The sequence below is a fragment of the Bacillus sp. LH1 genome, assembly GCF_057924895.1.
On record NZ_CM175007.1, the window covers coordinates 4,981,068 to 5,004,802 of the forward strand.

A 23,735-nucleotide genomic window follows, 5' to 3' on the forward strand; every position below is an offset into this window, starting at 1 on the left:
AGCATAAATTCTATAGAAAAGCGAGAGCTATAGAGGCGCTCTCGCTTTTCTTCTATTACATAAACATCATCGCAAATAACGGTCCAAGTAAACATGTCAAAATTGCTGTTAATGTCATTGTTACCGATCCAATAACACCTTCATGTTCGTTATTTTTCATCGCTCTCATAACACCCATAATATGAGAAGCACATCCAAATCCGATACCTTTACCAACTGAGTTTGTAACACGACTCCATTTTAATAAAAGGGGTCCTGTAATCGTTCCAGTAATACCTGCAATAACAACGAAAGCTGCTGTTAAGGAAGGTACACCACCGACTTGCTCTGAAACACTCATCGCAACTGGCATTGTCACCGATTTTGGTAAAGACGATAAGATTAAGCTTTTATCCGTTCCCATAAGTGAAGCAATCGCAAAATCACTAGCGATTGCAACTGTTGTACCTACCAATACGCCACCAGCAATCGGTACAACATATTTTTGCAGAACATGACGTTGTTTATAAAGAGGAATTGCAAATGCTACAACACCGGGTCCAAGTAGCTTTGCAATCCAGCCACCACCACTTTCCATATAATGTTGATATGGTATATCAAGCACGATAAATAGGAAAGCCATTAATCCAGTTGCTACAAGCATTGGAATGGTGAATGGTGTTGGAAATAATTTATAGATTTTTTTAGATAATTGATATAATAGCACCGTAAAAAGAACCCAACCGACTCCGATTAATATTTGGCTCATCGCGACTCTCTTTCCTTCCTATTCGCAAGATATTGTCCTGTATGTCCTGCGACAATAATAATTAAAAATGTACTCGCTACAACTGTAATGAAAAGAGAAATTCCTTTACTCATAAAAAAAGCACCGTAATTCATTAGGCCAAGCGTTGGCGGAATTAATAAAAACGGCATAATAGCAACGAGTGTTTCTGCTCCTAAATCGAACCATTTCACTGGAAGAACTTTTAGGCTAAGTAAAACAAGTAAGAGGAACATTCCAATCAAACTTCCTGGAATCGGAATATTTAACATTTCTTGCACCCAAGTTCCAACCATATAAAACACGTAAAGAGCAGCAATTTGGACAAGAATCTTTGTAAATTTCATGTTCATCATCCCTCATGTTTATACGATCTTCTGTTAATATCTTTATCATAGTATAAATTGTAAAAAGCTGCAATTTATCAACTTGACAGCAAAAACAGCCTATGTTATACGCTTACAACCTTGATATGACTGCATTTCCAAATGGAAATTACGTCAAAAACCTTGACCTAATATAAAAAGTTTTTATTTTCTGAATTTAAAAGACTATTATTTCAATAAAATAATCTTTTTATCCTTAAACTTACATATATATAAAGTGAAACTTTAATCAATGAGATTTCCCTCATCCTTATTGATTATTAGCCCTCACCAAGCTGGTTTGTACGGGATAAACAAGATAGGTGGTGAACATATGCCCAAAAAAGTTCTCATTTTTTGTGATCCTGGGATTGATGATACGATGGCTCTCCTCTTAGCATTCTTTATCGATGAAATAGAAATCGTGGGTATCGTTGCTGATTACGGCAATGTTTCAAAAAAAATGGCAGTAGAAAATGCTCATTTTTTTAATAACGAAACAAAGAATAGAAATATCAAGATATTCGGTGGTTCAGAACGTCCCCTTACTGGTGCCCCACCTGCGTTTTTTACGGATGTACATGGGAAACAGGGGCTCGGTCCAATTATTCCAAAGGTGAATGTGACTAACGGAGAAATGGAGAATTTTTTTGAAGTCATTCCTCTTATTGAACAGTATAAAGATGAATTAATCATTGTGAGTTTAGGAAGACTTACCTCCCTAGCAATTTTGTTTATCATGTGCAAACAGTTAATGAAACAAATTAAATCTTACTACGTAATGGGCGGTGCCTTTTTACATCCTGGTAATGTTACCCCTATTTCCGAAGCAAACTTTTATGGCGATCCTACTGCCGCTAATATAGTCCTTCAATCCGCAGTTAACATGTACATATACCCATTAAACGTCACTCAATACTCCATCATTACACCAGAAATGGCAGAATACATTGAGGCAAAAGGAAAAGCTCCACTTGTCAAACCGTTATTTGATCATTATTACTACGGATATTATAAAGACGCCCTACCACATTTAAAGGGGAGCCCCTTCCATGACACAATGCCAATACTCGCTTTATTTGATAACTCTATGTTCACGTATCATAAATCACCTATTGTTGTCATGACAGAATCCTCTGCACAAGGAGCAAGCATAGGGGAATTTCGCTCTCTAGTGAACCAGAAGCCATTTATTGATTGGCCGGTTCATCAAATCGCAATTGATTTTGACTATAACCGCTTCTTCAAACATTTCATGTCACTTATGACGGGTGAACAATTTTAGCATAAAAAAACAGACCGTGATTTCTCACGGTCTGTCGTTTATTTTCTACAATTATCGTTTGATGTTATAGAAAGATTTGATACCATCGTAAACAGCTACTTCGCCTAGCTCGTCTTCGATGCGTAATAATTGGTTGTACTTAGCAATACGGTCAGTACGGCTCATAGAACCAGTTTTGATTTGGCCAGCGTTAGTTGCAACTGCGATGTCAGCGATTGTAGCATCTTCAGTTTCACCAGAACGGTGAGATACAACTGCTGTGTAACCAGCACGTTTAGCCATTTCGATAGCTTCGAAAGTCTCAGTTAAAGTACCGATTTGGTTAACTTTAATTAAGATTGAGTTAGAGATACCTTTTTCGATACCTTCAGCAAGTTTTTGAGTGTTAGTTACGAATAAATCGTCACCAACTAATTGTACTTTATCACCGATACGCTCAGTTAATAATTTGTGACCATCCCAGTCGTTTTCGTCTAAACCATCTTCGATAGAGATGATTGGGAAGTCTTTGCAAAGCTCTTCATAGAAATCAACCATTTCTGCAGAAGTTAAGCCAGTACGGCCTTCGCCTGCAAGGTCATATTTACCAGTTTCTTTGTTGTAGAACTCAGAAGAAGCAACGTCCATTCCTAAGAATACGTTCTCGCCAGCTTTGTAACCAGCTTTTTCGATAGCTTCGATGATTACTTCTAGAGCTTCACGGTTAGAACCAAGGTTTGGAGCGAATCCACCTTCGTCACCTACTGCAGTGTTAAGACCTTTGTCATGTAATACAGCTTTAAGTGCATGGAATACTTCAGCACCCATACGGATTGATTCTTTGAATGTTGGAGCACCAACTGGTAAGATCATGAACTCTTGGAAGTCAACGTTGTTATCAGCGTGAGAACCACCGTTGATGATGTTCATCATTGGAGTTGGTAATTGTTTTGCATTGAATCCACCAAGGTAACGGTATAATGGAAGACCTACGAAGTCAGCTGCTGCGTGAGCTACTGCCATAGATACACCAAGGATAGCGTTAGCGCCTAGTTTACCTTTGTTTGGAGTGCCATCTAATTCGATCATAGCACGGTCGATACCAGCTTGGTCAGTTACATCGAAACCTTCGATTTCTGGAGCGATAATTTCGTTAACGTTGTTTACTGCGTTAATAACACCTTTACCAAGGTAACGAGATTTGTCACCGTCACGTAATTCTACTGCTTCGTGTTCACCAGTAGATGCACCACTTGGTACGATAGCGCGTCCGAAAGCGCCGCTTTCTGTATAAACTTCTACTTCTACAGTTGGGTTACCACGAGAGTCAAGGACTTCGCGAGCATAAACATCAATAATTGTTGGCATAATAAATTCTCTCCTTTTTATATAAGCAAATTATTTAATAATTGTTTTACCTGTCATTTCTTTCGGTTGTTCCACATTTAAAAGTGTAAGCATTGTTGGAGCGATATCACCTAAGATACCATCTTCACGTAATTCTACGTCGTTCTTAGTAACAATGAAAGGAACCGGGTTAGTTGTATGAGCTGTCATTGGCTCTCCTTCAGAAGTTAATTCTTCATCCGCATTACCATGGTCAGCAGTAATAAGTGCTACACCATCTTTTGCAAGAATCGCTTCTACAACTTTTCCTAAACATTCGTCAGTTGCTTCTACTGCTTTAATTGTTGGTTCCATCATCCCAGAATGGCCAACCATATCACAGTTCGCAAAGTTAAGAATGATAACATCATGTTTATCATTTTCGATTTCATTTACTAAAGCGTCCGTTACTTCGTAAATGCTCATTTCAGGTTTCAAGTCATACGTTGCAACCTTTGGTGAGTTAATTAAGATACGCTCTTCTCCTGGGAATTCAGCCTCACGACCACCGCTAAAGAAGAATGTAACGTGCGGATACTTTTCAGTTTCCGCGATGCGAAGTTGCTTTAATCCCGCTTGCGCAACAACTTCACCTAAAGTGTTATCAAGGTTCATTGGCTTGAATGCCACGTAACCATCTACAGTTTCACTGAAGTGTGTCATACATACGAATTCTGGAATGTGAGGTACTTTTTCACCACGATCGAACTCACGGAAGTCTTCGTTTGTAAATACACGAGCAATTTGAATTGCACGGTCTGGACGGAAGTTATAGAAGATAACTGCATCATCATCATTGATTGTTGCAACTGGCGTGTTATCTTCGTTAACAATTACAGACGGCAATACGAATTCATCATAGATACCGTTCGCATAAGAGTCTTCTACACACTCTTCTGCTGATTTATAAGTAGGGCCTTCACCATTTACCATAGCACGGTAACATTTTTCTACGCGATCCCAACGCTTGTCACGGTCCATGGAGTAATAACGACCAGAGATAGTCGCGAATTGTCCTACTCCTGTTTCTTTAATTACTTCATTTGTTGCATCGATATAGCTTTGTGCTGTTTTTGGTCCAACATCGCGGCCATCTAAGAATGCATGAATGTATACTTTCTCAACGCCTTCTTTAGCTGCTAAGCGAAGAAGAGCAAACATGTGATTCATGTGACTGTGCACACCACCGTCAGAAAGTAAACCGAATAAATGAAGTGCAGTACCTTTTTCTTTTACGCTTTTAATTGCACTTTGGAACGTTTCGTTCTTATCGAACTCACCTTCACGAATTGCAACGTTAACGCGTGTTAAGCTTTGATATACAATGCGGCCAGCACCGATATTTAAGTGACCAACCTCAGAGTTACCCATTTGACCTTCTGGAAGACCTACTGCCTCGCCACAAGCTGTAAGCGTTGTGTGAGGGAATTTATTCCAGTAACCATCAAAATTAGGTTTCTTAGCTTGTGCTACAGCATTCCCGTAAGTTTCTTCACGAAGTCCGAAACCGTCAAGAATGATTAAAGCTGTTGGCTTTCTCATTTTACCGCCCCCAGAAGACCTAAGAACGAAGCTGGCTCTAAGCTAGCACCGCCAACTAAAGCGCCGTCGATGTCAGATTGTGCCATATACTCTTTAATGTTTTCTGGTTTTACGCTACCGCCGTATTGGATACGAACAGCTTCTGCAGCTTCTGGAGAAACAGCTTCTGCAACAACTTTACGGATGTGCGCACATACTTCGTTTGCATCTGCAGAAGAAGAAGATTTACCTGTACCGATAGCCCAGATTGGCTCATAAGCGATAACAGTTGCTTTAACTTGCTCTTCTGTTAAACCTGCAAGTGCTTTTGTCACTTGACCTGCTACTAGATCAAATGTTTTTCCGCTTTCGCGCTCTTCTAAAGTCTCACCACAACATACGATTGGTGTTAAACCATGTTCAAATGCTGCGATAGTCTTTTTGTTTACTGACTCATCTGTTTCAGCAAACATTTCACGACGCTCAGAGTGGCCAAGTACTACATAGCCAACTTTTAAGTCGCTAAGTGCTACTGGGCTAATTTCGCCAGTGAATGCACCATTTTTTTCGAAGTGCATGTTTTGTGCACCTACTTGTAAGTCAGTTCCTTCAGTTGCTGCTACAAGGCGCTCTAAGAATAGAGCTGGAGAGCAAACTACTGCATCAACAGCTGAAGCTGCTGGGATTTGACCTTTAACTTCCTCTACGAAGCTAACTGCTTCTGATAGAGTTTTATTCATTTTCCAGTTACCTGCGATAATTGGTTTACGCATGCTTTGCACCGTCCTTTTTCTTTGGCTGCTACTTATTTGTCGTTAAGACAAACTACACCTGGAAGCTCTTTACCTTCCATGAATTCTAATGACGCACCGCCGCCAGTAGAAATGTGGCTCATTTTATCAGCCATACCGAATTTTTCAACAGCTGCTGCAGAGTCACCACCGCCGATAACAGAGTATGTATCTTCTGCATCTGCTAATGCTTGTCCTACTGCTTTTGTACCTTCTGCGAATGGAGTCATTTCGAATACACCCATTGGTCCATTCCATACAACAAGCTTAGAATTTTTAATTACATCTGCATAAATTTCACGTGTTTTAGGACCGATGTCCACGCCTTCCCAGTTAGAAGGGATAGAGTCGATACCAACGATTTTAGTTGTTGCAGTTTCAGAGAATTCCTCAGTGATTACAACATCAACTGGCATGTAGAAGTTTACGCCTTTTTCTTTTGCAAGTTGCATAAATTCTTTAGCTAGTTCGATCTTGTCGTCTTCACATAGAGATAGACCAATTTCATGACCTAAAGCTTTAACGAATGTGTAAGCAAGTCCACCACCGATGATTAAGTTATCTACTTTGTCTAATAGATGACGAATTACACCGATTTTATCTTTTACTTTCGCACCACCGATAATAGCTGTAAATGGACGTTCTGGGTTAGAAAGTGCTTTACCAAGTACATCTAACTCTTTTTCCATTAATAGACCAGATACTGCTGGTAGGTAGTCTGCGATACCTGCTGTAGAAGCGTGAGCACGGTGAGCTGCACCGAATGCATCGTTTACGAAGATGTCAGCAAGTGCTGCAAATTCTTTCGCAAGTTCTGCATCGTTCTTTTCTTCGCCCGCATAGAAACGTACGTTTTCAAGAACTAATACGTCGCCTTCGTTCATTGCTGCAACCATTTCTTGTGCAACTGGTCCGAATGCTTCGTCCGCTTTTTTAACGTCTTTACCAAGAAGCTCGCCTAAACGTGCTGCTACTGGAGTTAAACGCATTTCTTCTACTACTTGACCTTTTGGACGGCCTAAGTGACTTGCTAAAATAACTTTCGCACCTTGCTCTACTAAATATTGAATTGTAGGAAGAGCTGCACGGATACGAGTTTCATCTGTAATTTTGCCTTCTTTCATAGGTACGTTGAAATCAACGCGGCAAAATACACGCTTACCTTTTAAATCTACGTCACGAATTGATTTTTTGTTCATTGGATTTCCCTCCGACTACTAGTTAGGATTGACAAAACCCACTCAAAAGCTTAACACATTTGCTTTTAAAACGAAAGAAGAGAGAGAGGGAACAAACCCTCTCCCTCGTTTTGTCATTGATAACTTATATAATTAAGAATTAAAGACCTTTTGAAGTCATGTAAGCTGCTAGGTCTACTACGCGGTTAGAGTAACCAGTTTCGTTATCGTACCAAGAAAGTACTTTAACCATGTTACCTTCCATTACCATTGTAGATAATGCATCGATTGTAGAAGAAGCTGTACATCCGTTATAGTCGATAGATACTAATGGCTCTTCGCTGTATCCAAGGATACCTTTTAATTCGCCTTCAGCTGCTGCTTTGAATGCTGCATTTACTTCTTCAACTGTTACTTCTTTGTCAAGTTCAACAACTAGGTCAACTAGAGAAACGTTAGCAGTTGGAACACGTACAGCGCCACCGTTTAATTTACCTTTAAGTTCTGGTAATACTAATGCTACAGCTTTAGCTGCACCAGTAGATGTTGGGATCATGTTTTCAGCTGCTGCACGAGCACGACGTAAATCTTTGTGTGGTAAGTCTAAGATTTGTTGGTCGTTAGTGTAAGAGTGAATTGTTGTCATCATTCCGCGTTTTACGCCGAATTTTTCGTTTAATACTTTAGCGAATGGAGCTAGACAGTTTGTAGTACAAGAAGCGTTAGATACTACGTTGTGGTTAGCTGCATCGTATTGTTCGTGGTTAACACCCATAACTACAGTGATATCTTCGTCAGAAGCTGGAGCTGAGATGATAACTTTCTTAACTGATCCACCTAAGTGTTTCTCAGCGTCTGATTTTTTAGTGAAACGGCCAGTAGATTCTACTACTACTTCTACTCCGTAGTCGCTCCATGGTAATTGAGCTGGGTCACGCTCAGCGATAACTTTAATTTCTTTACCGTTAACAACGATGCTGTTTTCGTTAGCAGATACTTCTGCATTTAAAGTTCCGTGAACTGTGTCATATTTTAAAAGGTGAGCTAATGTTTTAGCATCTGTTAAGTCGTTGATTGCTACTACTTCTACCTCAGAGTTGTTAAGAGCTGCGCGGAATACGTTACGTCCGATACGTCCAAATCCATTAATACCAATTTTAGTCATTTGAATTTCCTCCTTGGGGGATTATATTAAAGGGTAAAACCCTTTGTTAACTGTTTTGCTGCACCTTCATCTGTAATTAGAATTGAAGTGTGCCCTTGTTTAATTACAGCCTGTATTGCTTTTGCCTTTGAAGAACCTCCAGCGACTGCAACAACGTGAGATACATTTTGTAAATCCTCTAGTTGCATACCAACTGTTCTTACTTTATGAACAACATTTCCTTCTTCATTAAAGTAGTAACCGAAAGCTTCGCCAACTGCTTCGCTTGCCTGAATCTTTAACCAATCTGCTTCTGAAGTACTTCTGCGACGTGCCATTGTTAACGCATCACCTATTCCATGAATGACGATATTGGAAGATCGAATCAACTCAAGAACTTCTTTCACGGAAGGCTCTGTCACAATAGACGCATATGCTTCGCTACTAACATGGTCTGGAACATACAATAAGCGATAATTACTCATCGTATTTTGCGCCATCTTGGCACAAATGGTATTGGCTTCTAATTCGACGCCTTCTCCAATTCCACCACGTGCTGGGACAAATAGCATATGTAAATCTTTGCAATCAAGTTGCATCATGTCCGCAGCAGCAGCTAGCGTAGTTCCTCCAGCCACAGCAACGATATTATTCGCTGTCAGACGGTCTTTTATACAAGTCACACAAGCACGGCCCATCTCCAGTTTGACCCAAGGTGATTCATCACTATCACCAGGGACAACGAAAACTTCATCCAAGTCTAATGTTTCCTTAAGTTGCTTTTCTAAAACCTTTAACCCGGAAATTTCTTTCATAAAGTCTTCCAAAGCAAGAACTAAAGCTGTTCCTTCTTCTGTCAAAGTCATTCCAGAAGAAGCGACGTGAACTAAGTTTTGTTCTTTCAAAACTTGAACTTCACTTCGCAATACTCGTTCTGTCATACCGAGACTTGCTGATAAGTTTCTTCTTCCAATCGGCTGCATGAGCCTAATGTATTGAAGAATTTGCATTCTCGTTTGCATAACAGGTAGCAGATCAGGTAATAATTTTTTTGTGTTCTGAATCCATGAGCGCATATCTTTTCTCCTCACTACATCGGTTCATTTTTCCTTCGTGGTCACTTTACGTCCCGTAGTGACATTTTGTGTCCCACATAGGTTAAAAAAATAATCCCTGCTACGTGTATTATTGTAACAGGAGATAGAAACTTATTCAACTCTTAACTGCATTCTTTATATAGTTTATTATGACACCTTTGTGAATGTTACCATATTCTACTTGTTTTCCGTCCATTTCTACAACCGGAATCATTAAGTGATATTTTTCTAAAAGGTCATTATCTTCATATATATCTATTTCCTCGATTTGAAAAGAATATTCACATTGTACTTCCTGTAAAACTTGTTTCGCCTTCACGCAAAGGCCACAATCTTTTTTAGTATACAGTACAACTTTCATCTTCTTCACCTATCCGATCGTTTTTCGTAATGACGAAGCTGGGATATGCATTTGTTCTCTATACTTCGCCACTGTTCTTCGAGAAATAACAATTTCATGCTCTTCTTCTAATAATTTTGAAATCTTTTGATCTGAAAGTGGCTTTTTCTTATCCTCTGCCCCAATTAGCGTTTGAATAAATTGTTTTACACGTTTTGTAGAAACTGCTTCATCTTCAGTCGTCGAAACGGCATTGCTAAAGAACGATTTCATCTCAAATAAACCGTGTGGTGTTTGCACATATTTATTTCGCGTCGCACGACTAATTGTCGATTCATGCACACTTAACTCTTCCGCTACCTCTTTTAAAGCGAGAGGTCTTAAATACTCTGGACCTTTCCAGAAGAAATCACGTTGTTTTTCCATAATAATAGTCATTACTTGCAGCAGCGTCTGTTTTCTCTGCTTCAAACTGCGCATAATCCACTGCACATGCTGATACTTTTCTGATACGTAAGATGCTACTTCACTTTCACTATTATTAAGAAGCGCACTATATTCAGAATGAATTTCAATTCTCGGCATATTTCTCTCATTCATTTGTAAAACGAGGCGATCGCCATCTTTTTTCACCGCCATATCAGGCACAATATAAAGTGGTTTATCTGAAGAAAACGCAAGACCTGGTTTTGGTTGTAATGACGTTATACAATTTACCGCACTCTGTAATTCCTCATTACTACATTTCAACACTTGAACGAGCTTTCGCCAATCTTTCTTCACAAAATAAGCGAAATGATCTTCTACAACCTCTTCTGCTAATCCATTCCGCCTTTGTAAGCGCTTCAATTGCAAAGTTAAACATTCCTGAATATTACGCGCCCCTACCCCTGCTGGTTCCAGTGATTGGACAAGCTCTACAGAGCGGTCGACTACATGAATGGGCGCAGAAAGGAGCTCTGCTAACTCTTCATTCGTTTCTTGTAAATATCCATTTCCATCCATGTTCATAATAATGAAAGAAGCTACTTTTCGCTCTTCTTCATCTATTTTATAATACTGTATTTGATTTAATAAATGTTGCTGAATCGTTGTAGAATCCACACTGTAGATCTCCATCTGATTCTCGACTTGTTTGCTGGTACTTTTACTGTTGTTAGAGCTCTTTTTCTTCTCCCTCTCAAAACCACCTAACTCAATAAGGGGATTCTCTAACGATTGCTCATACAAAAACTCCGATAATTCTTGTACATTATACTGGAGCATTGTAATCGCTTGCCTTAACTCTTGTGTCATTGCCAAACGTAAGCTTTGTTCTTGTAAAAGACTTGCCTTCAAACTAATCTCCCCCTTGTTTCTATTGTACAATAAGTTTGGTAAAAGGAGAATCCTCACGCAGACACCCATTCCAAAATATTATTAATTTATATGTATTAATGAGATTTACAACTTACAACCTAAATTTGAATAATATTGAAAGAAAATAATAAACTCAATTATTTGTTACCACATACTAATAGTAACCCTTAATTTTATATATAACAACATTAAATTTATCTCTGTTCAATTCCAAAATAAAAAGAGCAGTTTAGGTATAGTGACACTTCACTATGCCTAACTACTCTTTTACGATACTTAATTAAGAAAGAAACCTCTTATTTAAAGCTAAGGAACTTTGATTCCTAATTACATAGGAATCATAGAGATAATCGTTCGATTCACTAGACGCTCCTTGAATTCCTCTCATCTCTTCCACAGACAACTCAACTATTTTTTTCACGCTTCTCTCGTTATTACTATCCATCATTTTTTGTTTTCTTTTCGAAAAAAATCCCATAATTTATTCCCCCCTGCAATTAATTATTTTTTAACAATTGAATGAATTTAAGGCTCTTACCACTTCTTAATACACCTTTCGGATAGACCTTCGCTGCAAACATAGCAATTAAGCTAATGCTAGCCAGTAATACAACCATAGATGTAATAATTTCTAAACTCCCAACGGATCCATTAATAATCCTAACTACCATACTAATTGGGGCTGTAAACGGAACATATGATGTCACCCTTGATACTAGCCCTTCAGGGTTATCAAGTACTACTAATAACTCCACCACTAAGCTTCCCATCAATATAAGAGTAATCGGCATCGTTGTTCCGGATAATTCTTCTGGCCTGCTTACCATAGAACCAAACACTGCGAAAAGTGCCGCATAAACGAAGTAACCGAGAACAAAATATAACAAGAAATATGCAGCATGCTCACCTGTAATCATATTTACATCAATATTCACTCCAAAAAACGAATCCGATACCTTAAAAATTCCAGATTTAATATATAGCGCCATACTAAGGAAGAAAATAAATAACTGTGTCAAACTAGCAAGACCGACTCCTAATATCTTCCCAAAGACCATGTGAACAGGCGACACCTTCGTTACCATCACTTCCATAACACGCGACGCCTTCTCTGACGCTACCGCTGTAGCAATCGCATTTCCATACGAAGTAATTGCTAAGTACATAATCGCCACTAATAAATACACCAGTAAGAATGAGCTTGTTTCTTCGTTATTTAAGTTTTGCTTTTTCGCTTGCACGTTCATCGTCAGTGATTTCACAGCCTCTTCTGATAACTGTTGTTTAACTACCGCACTTTGAAAATACTGATTTTGTACAAATACCTGCGCACTTTGAATCAACTTAGGATTATCCACCTTCATAAAGTAATCTAATACTGGTTCAGCACCCGCACCCTCTTTTAATATAAAGAGCGCTTCGACTTTCTTATCTAACAAATCTTGCTTATATTGATTTAATTTTGTTTTATCACCTAAAGACCAATCCCATTCTGGAAGAGCTTTACTAAGATTAGATTGATCCAAAGTAACATTAGGTGCTTCGGAAATAAATACAACTTTTGCTTTTTCTTTCTCTCCAGAAAACTTTTGTACTAAAGTTGGAAAGGAGAATAAGAATATCCCTCCCCCTATTAATAACAATGTCATCCCAATAAATATTTTCGTCCTCACACGATCCCAATACGTTTGCCCTAAAACAATCCAGAAATTCCTCATTACTTATGCACCCGCCTTTTCAACAAAGATTTGATGTAAAGAAGGTTCTTTAATAGAAACATCTCGGATATATTGTTTAGTTTTAATGTCTTCAAGCAGCGAAAATGCATCCTCTCCATCATTAACTTTAATCATGAACGTACGATTAACTTTTTCAAAATTGAAATTTTTCTTCTTAAGAATCGGTTCAATATCCCCTTCCGTTTGCAACGTCATATATTTGTATTGATAACTTTTCTTAATATCTGACAAGGCACCCGATAATACAATTTGACCGTTTTTCATAATACAAATTTCCTCACAGAACGTTTCTACACTGTCCATTTGATGACTACAAAAGATAATCGTTTTTCTTTGCGCGATTAACTCAAGTACAACATTTTTTAACATCTCTGCATTTACAGGATCCAATCCACTAAATGGCTCATCTAGTATGATGAATTCCGGATTATGCAATATCGCTGAAATCAATTGAATTTTTTGTTGATTTCCCTTTGACAATTCCTCTGTTTTCTTCTTTAAATGTGGTGTCATTTCTAATTTTTCTAGCCACTGTAACGCATGCCTTTTTGCAAGATTAGCTGGCATTCCTTCTAACTTGCCGAAATACACCAATTGCTCCACTACATTCATTTTCGGGTATAATCCACGCTCTTCTGGTAAATAGCCAATAGATAGGTCTTTCTTTGAAAAAGGGCGATTATTCCATAGAATTTGGCCGCTATCCGGTTTGATTAAATCTAAGATCATACGAATCGTTGTCGTCTTACCAGCACCATTTCGGCCCAGCATCCCTAAAATTCCACCTTCTTCTACACGTATATTTAAATCATTAACGGCTTTATATTCACCAAATGTTTTATTTAATCCTTGAATTTCAAATGCCATCCATAACAGCTCCTTTTAGCTTTTTACGAAATAAATAACCGCCATTCCTAATACCATCCCGCCTACCATCAACAAAAACTTTTTCATAACTATTTCCTCCTTCATTGACTTGTTAAGTTGTATCTTTATCATAGACTTCTTTCTGATGCTATTGTCCGCAATCCGTACTGTATTTACCGTAAAAAAAGCGAACCACTCTTATGTGGTTCACCGCAATTTCAACAGATGAAGTTGATTGTATGAAAACTTCTTAAATGTTATTATAAAAATATTCAGAAATTAAACGATATACCTACAAAGAGAGGTGTCCAAACCGTTGCAGATACAACGTAACTTCGTTTTCATTTTATGTGTAACTATCCTGTATTTTTGTTTACAAGGCTATATCTTATATAAAATAAACCAACCATATAGTGGAGTTCTTATTTCTAAAACAGACTCAGCTACATACACAATAGCAAAAATTAAATCCTCCGGTTGGGCTTTTCATACGGACTTAAAAGAAGGAGATATAATCTATTCGATAAATAAAGAAAAGCCTCATTTAGGAATACTTCCTGGATATCAAAACCAATCACTAAATGCATCTGAAATACAAGTTAAAAAAGGCGATATCATCCAAACTTATAAAGGAACACAACATTTTATTGATTCTCGTGACAAAATTATTTCTATATACTTTCCCTTCCTACTCGCTTTTATTTGTTTAGGGTTATCTATTTTTCTTTATACAAAGAAGCCTTTGAGCCGGGAAACATTCTTTTTGATTACGTTTCTATTCATGACTTCCTCAAGTCTTCTAATCGCAGTTGAATCTGGTAAAGGTGATTTTATCGCCCTCATTATTTTAAGTATTGTATTTCAAGGTACACCTATGTCTCTCATTTTATTATTGAATGAGTTATTCAAGAAAAAGCAACTATACGTCATTTCTATGAGATTTCTAAAAATCGATATTGCAATTGGCATTATTTTACTATCACTCTCTATTTTAACGATGTTCATTCCGTTTCCCGTAGTTAATACCGATGGATTAGAACTAATTTACCTTTCAATAAATATTATCTTTTGCATATATTTTTTAATCCGTGCCTATATCAAATATCACAATACAGTACATAAACCATTTTTAAAATTAATGCTCACGATTCATTCCATTGCCTTCTTTCCGTTCGTTACACTCTATGCCCTTCCAGATGCAATATTCAGTACACCGATTCTCTCAGCAGATATTGGAGCTATGTTCCTAATCGCTCTTCCAATCGGTTATTTTTATTTAGTAGCGACGAAGCAGATTTTTGATGTAGATTTTGTATTTGATCGTTTACGGTATTACGCATTTCTGTCATTAATCCCAACTCTATTAATTGCAATCATTACGAGCTGGAGCATTTATTACAAAGACAATTTTCTCTCTCGACTGCTGCAAAGTTTTATTATTATTTTTCCGTTAAATATTCTATTTCTCATATTAAAAGAAAGATTAGATTTTACATTTCGTAATCACCTCTTTCGGACTAAAACAAACTTATACGTAAATATTGAACAGTTTACCGCACAGCTATCATCTATTATGAAAACAGAAGAGTTAGAGAAAAAATTCACTAATGAAATCGTTTCGATGTTGAAACCTTCTTTTATTCAATTTGTTCAATATGATATGAAAGAAAACACATATACACGATGCAACGGATATGGACAAACGAAAGATTTCACACTTTCTAAAAAGAAAAAATGGAGTATGGCAGCATTACTAATTAATGATTTATTAGAGGATGATGGATGCATCGGTATTTACTTATACTCTACTAAACATATAAAACACTACATCTGGATTGGAACAAAAGTGAATAATATTAAATATAATACGCATGAAAAATCATGGTTCATCACTGTCACGACATACGTCCGTCTTATTTACGAAAACTTGTATACCATTAATGAAATTATTCATTCTCTAGAGCAGGAGAGTTTAGAATCCAAAACAAATTCTGCAAGCTTATCACGCCTACTCTTTCAAATTTCTGAACAAGAAAGGCGCCGACTTGCTTCAGATTTACACGACTCTGCATTACAAGATCAAATTGTATGGTACCGCAAACTAGACTCTTTACTAAAAAACAAATCCGTTCCACTAGAATTAAAAAATGAACTAAAAAAAATCCACTTCGGTATGCACGATGTAATACAACAAATTCGCGACACATGTAATGAATTGCGTCCATCACTTTTATCAGATGCTGGTTTAATTGGTGCATTAAGAGAATTGCTAGCCCAAACACAATTACGAGTGCAGTTTCAAATTCAATTTGATCATGAATCAATTCAAGAACATCATTACGATTTTGACAAAATTTTATCTTTATATCGCATCATTCAAGAACTACTAACAAACGCAGATAAACATTCCGAGGCAACCATCGTATCGATTTTTTTATGGGAAGAGAATAACTGTATTTTCCTAGACTACCGAGACAACGGCAAAGGTTTTAATATAGACACTCCCCACTCTCCTAAGCAGCATATGGGGCTTTCCGGTATAAAAGGAAGGCTTCAATCAATTGGTGGAGAAATACATATAGTATCCGAAGCAAAAAAAGGACTTCAAATAAACATTACAGTTCCGAGGTGGTAAATAATGATTCGAGTATTAATTGTAGATGATCATCAAATTGTAGGCGAAGGAACAAAGAGCATGATTGAATTAGAAGAAGATATGCAAGCAGAATATATTTTAAATGAACAGGAAGCACTTATAAAAAGTGATGCTACACCTTTTGACGTATACCTCTTGGATATGAATATGCCCAATTGCAGTGGTATTGAACTCGCCCAGAAAATATTACATATTCAAACAGATGCAAAAATCATTTTATATACAGGTTTTGAATACGTATCCCAATTCAATTTATTAATAAACTCTGGTATCAGCGGCATTATTAGTAAATCAGCTTCTCAGCAAGAGCTATTAATGGCAATTCGTGCAGCTGTAAACGGATATACTTTACTTCCTATTTCGTTATTACGTCAACTACGTACAGACGATATAACGACTCAACAACTTGAAAATAAAACCGCTCTTCTTACACAAAAAGAATTAGAAATCTTAGAATCCGTCTCTAAAGGAAGTAGCAATAAACAAATTGCTGATGAACTGTACATGAGTTCAAGAGCTGTAGAATACAACCTAACAAAAATCTTCAAAAAATTAAAAGTAGGATCACGCTCCGAAGCTTTAACAGAAGCAATGAGACAAGGCATTTTGAAAGTACACATATAAAATGAGACTTCCATCAGTTTGTTTTGTTTAACCCTCAAATAATGAGATAAACAAAAAAGTCCTAACCTACAAAACGTAAGTTAGGACTTTTTGACGCGCCCAGAGGGATTCGAACCCCCGGCAGACGTGGTACCGGAAACCACCGCTCTATCCGACTGAGCTATGGGCGCATGATTATAGAAAACACTTCATTTTCTTCTCATAATAATAGCAATAAAATCCATCTAAATCAATAAAAATATCCCCGTAATACCTTATGCATCTTAGCTAAAGGCATATAAAATCTATTTCACCCCTAAATTTTCCAATCATAAATTCACCCCAACTCACAAATTATAATCTTTGAATTGATATTCCAAAGGGGGCTTCATTCAATGACTGTAATTACGAAACTAAAGCAAACTGTTTCTGGATTAAAAAGTGCACAAGCTAGCTTAGAGGGATTCGCTCTTGATACGGATAACCAACAAGCGAAGCAACTTTTCCAAACAGCTGCGCAGCAAACACAAACGATTATCGATTCTTTAAACCCACGCGTTGAAGAAGTCCAACAAGAAGAACCACAATACTCACAGCAATAACGAATCAGTCTTGCTGTGAAATAGAAAAAGGATGATATGCAGTCATCCTTTTTCTATCACATTACATATTGCAATAGAAATGGAATGATAATTATGCGAAAACTCGGCCTCATAACCGCATTATTTGCACTTCTATTTAGCTCTTTTACCGGATGTGATAATAGTCCTTTAGATAAAAAAGTGAAAGAAGAAGCAAAACGAACGGAGAAAGAAAAAGGTCCAAAGTTAACAAAGACGAGTACGGAATCCTTTAATCAATCTATATCACAAGGAGCGAAGAAAAGAGCTCTCGCTATGGATGAAATTATAAAAAGCACAGCAGTGAATTCAAATTTAGATCTCTACATAGCAGTTACACCTGAGCATCACGAAAGGTTTGGATTAAAACCTCTTCGTAAGAAGCTTCAAAAGCAGCTAAGTGATGAGCATCCTACTTTCGATGTTCGTGTCAGTACAGATAAAAAAATCTTTATGTTACTCGAAAAACTCGAAAGAAAAATTAAGGAAAAAGAAGTATCTAAAGATGAAATTAATAAACAATTAAAATTCATTGGTAAAAAAATGGAGTCTAACACTTAACGCTTTTTAAAAGAAAAGGAAGGATTGCAATGTCTAGTAAAGATAAAAACTTAACCCCTGTACAACAGGAGTATAAAAAATTCGAACAAGAACGCGAACCGAAAAGACCTGTCTTAAAAAATTGTATAAAAGCCTTTTTCGTCGGTGGTTTTATTTGCTTCATCGGACAACTCATTTCTACTTTTTATATCACATATTTTGATTTCACTGAACGCTCAGCAGGCAATCCGACAGTCGCAACTCTTATTTTCATCTCCATGTTACTAACTGGATTTGGTATATACGATCGTTTTGGGCAGTTTGCTGGTGCTGGCACAGCTGTACCTGTTACTGGATTTGGTAACTCTGTTATTGCCGCATGTATTGAGCATCGAACGGAAGGATTTGTCCTTGGCGTTGGCGGCAATATGTTTAAACTAGCTGGTTCTGTTATTTTATTTGGTGTATTTTCCGCTTTCGTCATCGCACTTATTAAAACGATTCTCGTTCAATGGGGAGGGCTATAAATGTTACAAGGACACCGAACGTGGGTATTTGAAAACAAACCAGTCATTATCTCAACAGGGGTTGTCGGTGGACCATTTGAAGCAAAGGGGAACATCCCAGAAGACTTCGATATCCTTCATGAAGATTTATGGCTTGGACAAGATTCCTATGAAAAAGCACATAAAATTTTATTCGAAGAAGCTTGTAGCCGCGCTACTGAAAAAGCAGAACTTCGTAAAGACGATATTCAATTCGTACTCGCAGGAGATTTAATTAATCAAATCACTCCAACAAGCTTTGCTTGCCGCACACTGGGCACTCCTTATCTCGGATTATTCGGGGCTTGCTCTACTTCTATGGAAGGTTTAGCACTTGGAGCAAGTATCGTAAATGCAAAAGGTGCAAAATATTTATTAACTGGAGCTTCAAGCCATAATACTGCTGTAGAAAAACAATTCCGCTACCCTACTGAATACGGTGGACAAAAGCCGCCTACTGCACAGTGGACAGTAACCGGAGCAGGAGCCGCTATTTTAAGCGATACTGGCCATGGTCCAAGAGTAACATCTGCAACGATTGGGCGAGTTGTTGATATGGGATTAACGGATCCGTTTAATATGGGAGGTGCAATGGCTCCAGCTGCAGTTGATACAATTGAAGCCCATTTACGTGAACGCCAAATTGATGCCTCTTACTACGATTTAATCGTAACAGGCGATCTCGGACATGTAGGACGCGAAATTGCTTATGACTTACTACATAAACACGGAACGAAAGTAACGAGCGAACAATTTCAAGATTGCGGAATTATCATTTATAGAGAAGGACAACCTGTCATAGCTGGTGCTAGTGGGCCTGGATGTTCCGCAACAGTCGTGTACGGTCATTTATTAAACCGAATGAAAAGAGGAGAGTTCAAAAAAATACTTGTCGTTGCGACAGGCGCTTTACTATCTCCACTTACATTCCAACAAGAAGAAACGATTCCGTGTATCGCTCATGCCGTTTCGATTGAATTTGGAGGTGCAACGCAATGATTTTTTTCTGGGCTTTCGTCATTGGCGGACTCATATGTGTAATCGGCCAACTTATGTTTGATGTCGGCAAACTAACACCCGCTCATACAATGGCAACACTCGTTGTTGCTGGAGCTATATTAGATGGATTTAATTTGTATGAGCCATTAATTGATTTCGCTGGAGCCGGGGCAACTGTACCTATTACAAGCTTTGGTAATGCCCTCGTTCATGGCGCAATGGAAGAAGCTGCAAAACATGGCATCGTTGGCGTTATTACCGGCATGTTTAAAGTAACGAGCGCCGGTGTATCAGCAGCTATTATTTTCGGCTTCATTGGAGCATTATTATTCAAACCGAAAGGATAAGAGGTGTTTATATGACTGTTATCTCTAGCGTAAAAACTTGCCTTGCTAGTGTAAGAGGAGCTCAAGCAAGCTTAAGTTCCCTTTCGCTAAACTCTACAGACGATGAAGCAAAACGCGTATTTCATGAATGTATGTTAGAAATGGACAGTGTCATCGCTGATTTACAGGATAGAGTTTCAGTATTAGAACGTGAAGAACCTCAATATAAAGGGTTTTAAGTAGACTGGAGGAAATGACTATGTCTCACCTACCGGAATGGACACTTGTCATCCTTCGCTCTGTATTCATATTAATTATTTTATTCACTATTACAAAGTGCTTAGGAAAAAGGCAAATCTCTCAACTTTCCTTTTTTGAATACATAGCGGGAATGACAATCGGTGACATCGCTGCCCAAGTATCTACAGGGCTTGATTCAAAATTTTTCCACGGCGTCTTTGCAATACTTATTTTCGCCTCGGTACCTTTTTTTGTTGGCATTCTTTCCTTAAAAAACAAAGCCGCTAGAGATTTCTTTGAAGGAAAATCGACAGTGCTAATAAAAGACGGAAAAGTACTTGAGGATAACTTAAAGAAAGAGAAATATACAAGTGATGAGTTACTTGAACTTCTTAGAGGAAATGGTGCATTCAGTATAGCGGAAGTCGAATTTGCGGTCTTAGAACCGAGTGGAGAATTAAATGTACTATTAAAGAAAGATTCTCAGCCACTTACAGCAAAAGATCTCGGTTTAAAAGTGCCAAATGAAAAAGAACCACAAACTGTTATTATGGATGGAAATGTACTAGATGAACCTCTTTCAGCAAGCGGACATAACCGCGCTTGGCTACATTCAGAATTAGAAAAAATCGGTGTTGTTATTGAAAATGTCTTCCTTGGTCAAGTGGATTCATACGGACAACTTACTATCGACATTTACAATGACAAACTCCAAATGCCTTCTCCTCAAAACAAACCTTTATTATTAGCATCTTTAAAAAAATGTCATGCTGATCTTGAACTATTTTCCCTAGAAACAAAGTCGAAGTCAGCAAGCGAAATGTATAGTAAAAACGCGAAACAAATCGAAAAGATTTTAAATAAAGTAACCTATCTTTTAAAAGACTAATTATCGAAAGAACGCTTCAGTTAAAAGGCGTTCTTTTCTTTTTTCTCCAGTTTTCGTAACGTTTAAATTTATGTAATTCGGTTATGATGTTGAAGATACATAAGCAGGGAATTTCGAAAACATAGCGAATATTTCATGGTACAACTACATATTTTTTTGATTTAAAGTGGTTTCGTTTGACCTTTATTGACCATAATTGTATTATAAGACTAAGAAAGCTTTATAAGGAGGAAATAACAGATGAATTTAATTCCTACAGTAATTGAACAAACAAATCGTGGAGAACGCGCTTACGATATTTACTCTCGACTATTAAAAGACCGCATCATTATGCTTGGTAGTGCAATTGATGACAACGTAGCTAACTCAATCGTTTCCCAGCTTTTATTCTTGGAATCTCAAGATCCAGAAAAAGATATTCACATCTACATCAACAGCCCTGGTGGTTCTATCACAGCGGGTATGGCAATCTATGATACAATGCAGTTTATTAAACCACAAGTATCAACAATCTGTATCGGTATGGCTGCATCTATGGGTGCATTCTTACTTGCAGCAGGTGAAAAAGGAAAACGTTACGCACTTCCAAACAGTGAAGTAATGATTCACCAACCACTTGGTGGAGCACAAGGTCAAGCGACTGAAATCGAAATCGCTGCAAAACGTATCCTATTCTTACGTGAAAAACTAAACCAAATTCTTGCTGACCGCACTGGTCAACCACTTGAAGTACTACAACGCGACACAGACCGCGACAACTTCATGACAGCAGAAAAAGCTTTAGAATACGGTTTAATCGATAAGATCTTTACAAATCGTTAATACTTAAAAGCGGAAGCGGCTCGTTCAGAATCACAGGGCGATGGAGCACCTGATTCCGAGGCGCTTTTTGCCTCGAATGAAGGGGCGAAGCGACCGGAGATTCTAGCCGCTGGAGCTGGATACATAAAAAAGCGCCCTATTACAGGGTGCTTTTTTATTATCATGCACCTCCTTCTGGATACCCACCCTGGTATTCACCTAAATATATCAACGATTTTTCAATTATATCGAACAAAACTTAAATTATATCAACGATTTTTTTAATATATCAACGGTTCGACACAACATATCGATTTACCGACAATCTCCGACAAGGACAAACCAGCTAAATACCCCTCCCCGCTAATCCGCACAAACAACAAAACAAAAAAGCTATCGCATATACGCGATAGCTTCTTATTGTACATATGCAGCTAATGCTTCTAAAGCCTCTTCTGCATCTGAACCTTCTGTTGTAATTGTTATCATGCTTCCAGTTCCAATTGCTAAGCTCATAATCCCCATTATGCTCTTTGCATTTACTGTCTTTCCATCTTTCTCGATGAAGATATCTGCATGAAAGCGATTTGCCTCTTGTACAAACAACGCAGCCGGACGTGCTTGTAAACCGTTTTTTAATGAAACCTGAACTCGTTTTTGAACCACAGCTCCATTTCCCCTTTAACCTCTTATTTTTTTACTAACGTTTCCCCCGCGCGTAATTTCTCTGCGATTTCATCGATTTTACGCAAACGATGATTAATACCCGACTTACTAATCTTCCCCCCGGATACCATCTCACCTAACTCTTTCAATGTTACATCTTGATAATCTCTTCGTAATTGTGCAATCTCCTGTAATTTATCCGGCAAAATATCAAGACCAACTGTCTCATCAATATAACGAATATTTTCAATCTGTCTTAGTGCTGCACCAATTGTTTTATTTAAATTAGCTGTTTCGCAGTTCACTAAACGATTTACAGAATTACGCATATCACGTACGATTCGAATATCTTCAAATCTTAAAAGTGCATTATGAGCACCTATAATATTTAAAAACTCTGTAATTTTTTCTGCTTCTTTCAAATACGTAATGTACCCTTTTCTTCTTTCCAACGTCTTACTATTTAAATCAAATCCGTTCATCAGTTCACATATAGCATCATTATGTTCCTTATATAACGAAAAGATTTCTAAATGATAAGATGATGTTTCTGGGTTATTTACTGAACCACCTGCTAAAAATGCGCCACGTAAGTACGATCGTTTACAACATTTCTTCTCAATCAATTCTTGTGATATATTTCGAATAAATGAAAAGTCATCTCGAACGATATGAAGATCAGCTAATATTTCGCGAGACTTCTCAACAAGCCGCACAATATATACATTATTTTTCTTCAAGCGCATTTTTTTACGGACAAGCAATTCTACCGTCACGTCATATCCTTTTTTCAAAAGCGTATAAATCCTTCTTGCAATTGCCGCATTTTCCGTTTGAATATCGATAGATAGACGACGGTTTGAAAAAGAAAGCGACCCGTTCATTCGAAGTAACGCTGATAATTCTGCTTTCTCACAGCATTCCTTCATCTCAAGATTCGTCAACTCTTTCTTTGTTTCTGATGCAAATGACACAGTCAACACCTCCTTATACGATTATTATGGAACAAAATTCTTGTCCTATATGAATGAGG

At 37.7% G+C, this 23,735-nt stretch carries 26 protein-coding genes and 1 tRNA gene; 11 read left to right on the forward strand and 16 right to left on the reverse strand.

Features of this window, described 5'->3' with window-relative positions; all coding sequences use genetic code 11:
- Nucleotides 1-55 precede the first annotated feature (55 nt).
- Nucleotides 56-748 (reverse strand): LrgB family protein, encoded by a 693-nt coding sequence (locus ACX9TM_RS25850; RefSeq protein ID WP_000078309.1) that lies wholly within the window; start codon nucleotides 746-748, stop codon nucleotides 56-58.
- Nucleotides 745-1,113, reverse strand: coding sequence for a CidA/LrgA family holin-like protein (locus tag ACX9TM_RS25855; RefSeq protein ID WP_000673222.1), 369 nt, complete (start codon nucleotides 1,111-1,113; stop codon nucleotides 745-747). The genes ACX9TM_RS25850 and ACX9TM_RS25855 overlap by 4 nt, the downstream gene beginning before the upstream one ends.
- Before the next feature lie 352 nt (nucleotides 1,114-1,465).
- On the opposite strand from ACX9TM_RS25855, the gene ACX9TM_RS25860 reads away from it, so the two are divergent.
- Nucleotides 1,466-2,416: a nucleoside hydrolase gene (locus ACX9TM_RS25860; RefSeq protein ID WP_065381878.1), complete on the forward strand. Its 951-nt coding sequence runs from the start codon at nucleotides 1,466-1,468 to the stop codon at nucleotides 2,414-2,416.
- 51 nt (nucleotides 2,417-2,467) lie between these two features.
- Here the strand turns inward: ACX9TM_RS25860 and eno are convergent, their stop codons facing one another.
- The 11 genes from eno to ACX9TM_RS25915 all read right to left on the reverse strand — a co-directional run bounded on the left by eno (nucleotide 2,468) and on the right by ACX9TM_RS25915 (nucleotide 13,817).
- Nucleotides 2,468-3,763 (reverse strand): phosphopyruvate hydratase, encoded by a 1,296-nt coding sequence (gene eno / locus ACX9TM_RS25865; RefSeq protein ID WP_017657033.1) that lies wholly within the window; start codon nucleotides 3,761-3,763, stop codon nucleotides 2,468-2,470.
- A gap of 30 nt (nucleotides 3,764-3,793) precedes the next feature.
- Nucleotides 3,794-5,323, reverse strand: coding sequence for a 2,3-bisphosphoglycerate-independent phosphoglycerate mutase (gene gpmI / locus ACX9TM_RS25870; RefSeq protein ID WP_063219974.1), 1,530 nt, complete (start codon nucleotides 5,321-5,323; stop codon nucleotides 3,794-3,796).
- Nucleotides 5,320-6,075 (reverse strand): triose-phosphate isomerase, encoded by a 756-nt coding sequence (gene tpiA / locus ACX9TM_RS25875; protein WP_001231038.1) that lies wholly within the window; start codon nucleotides 6,073-6,075, stop codon nucleotides 5,320-5,322. The genes gpmI and tpiA overlap by 4 nt, the downstream gene beginning before the upstream one ends.
- A 32-nt stretch (nucleotides 6,076-6,107) precedes the next feature.
- Nucleotides 6,108-7,292: a phosphoglycerate kinase gene (locus ACX9TM_RS25880; RefSeq protein WP_001036350.1), complete on the reverse strand. Its 1,185-nt coding sequence runs from the start codon at nucleotides 7,290-7,292 to the stop codon at nucleotides 6,108-6,110.
- 139 nt (nucleotides 7,293-7,431) lie between these two features.
- Nucleotides 7,432-8,436, reverse strand: a complete 1,005-nt coding sequence (gene gap, locus ACX9TM_RS25885; protein ID WP_000161236.1) for a type I glyceraldehyde-3-phosphate dehydrogenase — start codon at nucleotides 8,434-8,436, stop codon at nucleotides 7,432-7,434.
- Between the two features lie 26 nt (nucleotides 8,437-8,462).
- Entirely contained in the window at nucleotides 8,463-9,491 is a 1,029-nt protein-coding gene (cggR, locus tag ACX9TM_RS25890) for a gapA transcriptional regulator CggR (RefSeq protein ID WP_001258185.1), read from the reverse strand.
- 136 nt (nucleotides 9,492-9,627) lie between these two features.
- On the reverse strand, nucleotides 9,628-9,873 hold the full coding sequence (locus ACX9TM_RS25895; protein WP_000869730.1) for a glutaredoxin family protein: 246 nt from the start codon (nucleotides 9,871-9,873) through the stop codon (nucleotides 9,628-9,630).
- A gap of 9 nt (nucleotides 9,874-9,882) precedes the next feature.
- The gene (gene rpoN, locus ACX9TM_RS25900; protein ID WP_000647959.1) at nucleotides 9,883-11,190 is read right to left on the reverse strand and encodes an RNA polymerase factor sigma-54; all 1,308 of its coding nucleotides are present in this window, start codon (nucleotides 11,188-11,190) and stop codon (nucleotides 9,883-9,885) included.
- Between the two features lie 301 nt (nucleotides 11,191-11,491).
- Nucleotides 11,492-11,689, reverse strand: a complete 198-nt coding sequence (locus ACX9TM_RS25905; RefSeq protein ID WP_000505575.1) for a hypothetical protein — start codon at nucleotides 11,687-11,689, stop codon at nucleotides 11,492-11,494.
- Between the two features lie 19 nt (nucleotides 11,690-11,708).
- Nucleotides 11,709-12,929 (reverse strand): ABC transporter permease, encoded by a 1,221-nt coding sequence (locus ACX9TM_RS25910; RefSeq protein ID WP_001243601.1) that lies wholly within the window; start codon nucleotides 12,927-12,929, stop codon nucleotides 11,709-11,711.
- A 3-nt stretch (nucleotides 12,930-12,932) separates the two neighbouring features.
- Nucleotides 12,933-13,817 carry an ABC transporter ATP-binding protein gene (locus tag ACX9TM_RS25915; protein ID WP_000863489.1) on the reverse strand — a complete coding sequence of 295 codons (885 nt, stop codon included), beginning with the start codon at nucleotides 13,815-13,817 and terminating at the stop codon, nucleotides 12,933-12,935.
- 316 nt (nucleotides 13,818-14,133) lie between these two features.
- Here ACX9TM_RS25915 and ACX9TM_RS25920 point away from each other — a divergent pair, with 316 nt between their 5' ends.
- Both ACX9TM_RS25920 and ACX9TM_RS25925 read left to right on the forward strand, forming a co-directional pair.
- Nucleotides 14,134-16,452: a sensor histidine kinase gene (locus ACX9TM_RS25920; protein ID WP_065381877.1), complete on the forward strand. Its 2,319-nt coding sequence runs from the start codon at nucleotides 14,134-14,136 to the stop codon at nucleotides 16,450-16,452.
- A 3-nt stretch (nucleotides 16,453-16,455) separates the two neighbouring features.
- Nucleotides 16,456-17,097, forward strand: a complete 642-nt coding sequence (locus tag ACX9TM_RS25925; RefSeq protein WP_000621765.1) for a response regulator — start codon at nucleotides 16,456-16,458, stop codon at nucleotides 17,095-17,097.
- Between the two features lie 94 nt (nucleotides 17,098-17,191).
- On the opposite strand, the gene ACX9TM_RS25930 is transcribed toward ACX9TM_RS25925, so the two are convergent.
- Nucleotides 17,192-17,267 (reverse strand) — tRNA-Arg (locus ACX9TM_RS25930).
- A gap of 204 nt (nucleotides 17,268-17,471) precedes the next feature.
- On the opposite strand from ACX9TM_RS25930, the gene ACX9TM_RS25935 reads away from it, so the two are divergent.
- The 8 genes from ACX9TM_RS25935 (at nucleotide 17,472) to clpP (ending at nucleotide 22,057) form a co-directional block, all read left to right on the forward strand.
- Entirely contained in the window at nucleotides 17,472-17,678 is a 207-nt protein-coding gene (locus ACX9TM_RS25935) for a DUF1657 domain-containing protein (protein WP_000216166.1), read from the forward strand.
- A gap of 93 nt (nucleotides 17,679-17,771) precedes the next feature.
- Complete coding sequence (locus ACX9TM_RS25940) at nucleotides 17,772-18,257, forward strand: YhcN/YlaJ family sporulation lipoprotein (RefSeq protein ID WP_001228545.1); 486 nt, start codon at nucleotides 17,772-17,774, stop codon at nucleotides 18,255-18,257.
- 29 nt (nucleotides 18,258-18,286) lie between these two features.
- On the forward strand, nucleotides 18,287-18,763 hold the full coding sequence (spoVAC, locus tag ACX9TM_RS25945) for a stage V sporulation protein AC (RefSeq protein WP_000095399.1): 477 nt from the start codon (nucleotides 18,287-18,289) through the stop codon (nucleotides 18,761-18,763).
- A complete protein-coding gene (spoVAD, locus tag ACX9TM_RS25950) occupies nucleotides 18,764-19,780 on the forward strand; it encodes a stage V sporulation protein AD (protein ID WP_000938972.1) in 1,017 nt (338 codons plus the stop codon).
- Nucleotides 19,777-20,127, forward strand: a complete 351-nt coding sequence (gene spoVAE / locus ACX9TM_RS25955; RefSeq protein WP_000575919.1) for a stage V sporulation protein AE — start codon at nucleotides 19,777-19,779, stop codon at nucleotides 20,125-20,127. Before spoVAD ends, spoVAE begins: the two co-directional genes overlap by 4 nt.
- 11 nt (nucleotides 20,128-20,138) lie before the next feature.
- Nucleotides 20,139-20,345 carry a DUF1657 domain-containing protein gene (locus tag ACX9TM_RS25960; RefSeq protein WP_050279609.1) on the forward strand — a complete coding sequence of 69 codons (207 nt, stop codon included), beginning with the start codon at nucleotides 20,139-20,141 and terminating at the stop codon, nucleotides 20,343-20,345.
- 20 nt (nucleotides 20,346-20,365) lie between these two features.
- Nucleotides 20,366-21,235: a DUF421 domain-containing protein gene (locus tag ACX9TM_RS25965; RefSeq protein ID WP_065212327.1), complete on the forward strand. Its 870-nt coding sequence runs from the start codon at nucleotides 20,366-20,368 to the stop codon at nucleotides 21,233-21,235.
- 240 nt (nucleotides 21,236-21,475) lie between these two features.
- Entirely contained in the window at nucleotides 21,476-22,057 is a 582-nt protein-coding gene (gene clpP, locus ACX9TM_RS25970) for an ATP-dependent Clp endopeptidase proteolytic subunit ClpP (RefSeq protein WP_001049162.1), read from the forward strand.
- Nucleotides 22,058-22,453: 396 nt separating this feature from the next.
- On the opposite strand, the gene ACX9TM_RS25975 is transcribed toward clpP, so the two are convergent.
- Both ACX9TM_RS25975 and whiA read right to left on the reverse strand, forming a co-directional pair.
- Nucleotides 22,454-22,702, reverse strand: a complete 249-nt coding sequence (locus ACX9TM_RS25975) for an HPr family phosphocarrier protein (RefSeq protein WP_000250307.1) — start codon at nucleotides 22,700-22,702, stop codon at nucleotides 22,454-22,456.
- A 23-nt stretch (nucleotides 22,703-22,725) separates the two neighbouring features.
- On the reverse strand, nucleotides 22,726-23,676 hold the full coding sequence (gene whiA, locus ACX9TM_RS25980; RefSeq protein WP_000006558.1) for a DNA-binding protein WhiA: 951 nt from the start codon (nucleotides 23,674-23,676) through the stop codon (nucleotides 22,726-22,728).
- Nucleotides 23,677-23,735 lie beyond the last annotated feature (59 nt).

Bases quoted from the DNA above. Each gene is read 5' to 3' on its own strand.
- ACX9TM_RS25880 (WP_001036350.1), bottom strand. From the start codon at position 7,292: ATGAACAAAAAATCAATTCGTGACGTAGATTTAAAAGGTAAGCGTGTA.
- clpP (WP_001049162.1), top strand. From the start codon at position 21,476: ATGAATTTAATTCCTACAGTAATTGAACAAACAAATCGTGGAGAACGC.
- cggR (WP_001258185.1), bottom strand. From the start codon at position 9,491: ATGCGCTCATGGATTCAGAACACAAAAAAATTATTACCTGATCTGCTA.
- tpiA (WP_001231038.1), bottom strand. From the start codon at position 6,075: ATGCGTAAACCAATTATCGCAGGTAACTGGAAAATGAATAAAACTCTA.
- ACX9TM_RS25910 (WP_001243601.1), bottom strand. From the start codon at position 12,929: ATGAGGAATTTCTGGATTGTTTTAGGGCAAACGTATTGGGATCGTGTG.
- ACX9TM_RS25960 (WP_050279609.1), top strand. From the start codon at position 20,139: ATGACTGTTATCTCTAGCGTAAAAACTTGCCTTGCTAGTGTAAGAGGA.
- gap (WP_000161236.1), bottom strand. From the start codon at position 8,436: ATGACTAAAATTGGTATTAATGGATTTGGACGTATCGGACGTAACGTA.
- gpmI (WP_063219974.1), bottom strand. From the start codon at position 5,323: ATGAGAAAGCCAACAGCTTTAATCATTCTTGACGGTTTCGGACTTCGT.
- ACX9TM_RS25895 (WP_000869730.1), bottom strand. From the start codon at position 9,873: ATGAAAGTTGTACTGTATACTAAAAAAGATTGTGGCCTTTGCGTGAAG.
- ACX9TM_RS25905 (WP_000505575.1), bottom strand. From the start codon at position 11,689: ATGGGATTTTTTTCGAAAAGAAAACAAAAAATGATGGATAGTAATAAC.
- ACX9TM_RS25860 (WP_065381878.1), top strand. From the start codon at position 1,466: ATGCCCAAAAAAGTTCTCATTTTTTGTGATCCTGGGATTGATGATACG.
- ACX9TM_RS25850 (WP_000078309.1), bottom strand. From the start codon at position 748: ATGAGCCAAATATTAATCGGAGTCGGTTGGGTTCTTTTTACGGTGCTA.
- ACX9TM_RS25965 (WP_065212327.1), top strand. From the start codon at position 20,366: ATGTCTCACCTACCGGAATGGACACTTGTCATCCTTCGCTCTGTATTC.
- ACX9TM_RS25935 (WP_000216166.1), top strand. From the start codon at position 17,472: ATGACTGTAATTACGAAACTAAAGCAAACTGTTTCTGGATTAAAAAGT.
- ACX9TM_RS25925 (WP_000621765.1), top strand. From the start codon at position 16,456: ATGATTCGAGTATTAATTGTAGATGATCATCAAATTGTAGGCGAAGGA.
- spoVAE (WP_000575919.1), top strand. From the start codon at position 19,777: ATGATTTTTTTCTGGGCTTTCGTCATTGGCGGACTCATATGTGTAATC.
- ACX9TM_RS25915 (WP_000863489.1), bottom strand. From the start codon at position 13,817: ATGGCATTTGAAATTCAAGGATTAAATAAAACATTTGGTGAATATAAA.
- eno (WP_017657033.1), bottom strand. From the start codon at position 3,763: ATGCCAACAATTATTGATGTTTATGCTCGCGAAGTCCTTGACTCTCGT.
- ACX9TM_RS25855 (WP_000673222.1), bottom strand. From the start codon at position 1,113: ATGAAATTTACAAAGATTCTTGTCCAAATTGCTGCTCTTTACGTGTTT.
- spoVAC (WP_000095399.1), top strand. From the start codon at position 18,287: ATGTCTAGTAAAGATAAAAACTTAACCCCTGTACAACAGGAGTATAAA.
- ACX9TM_RS25940 (WP_001228545.1), top strand. From the start codon at position 17,772: ATGCGAAAACTCGGCCTCATAACCGCATTATTTGCACTTCTATTTAGC.
- spoVAD (WP_000938972.1), top strand. From the start codon at position 18,764: ATGTTACAAGGACACCGAACGTGGGTATTTGAAAACAAACCAGTCATT.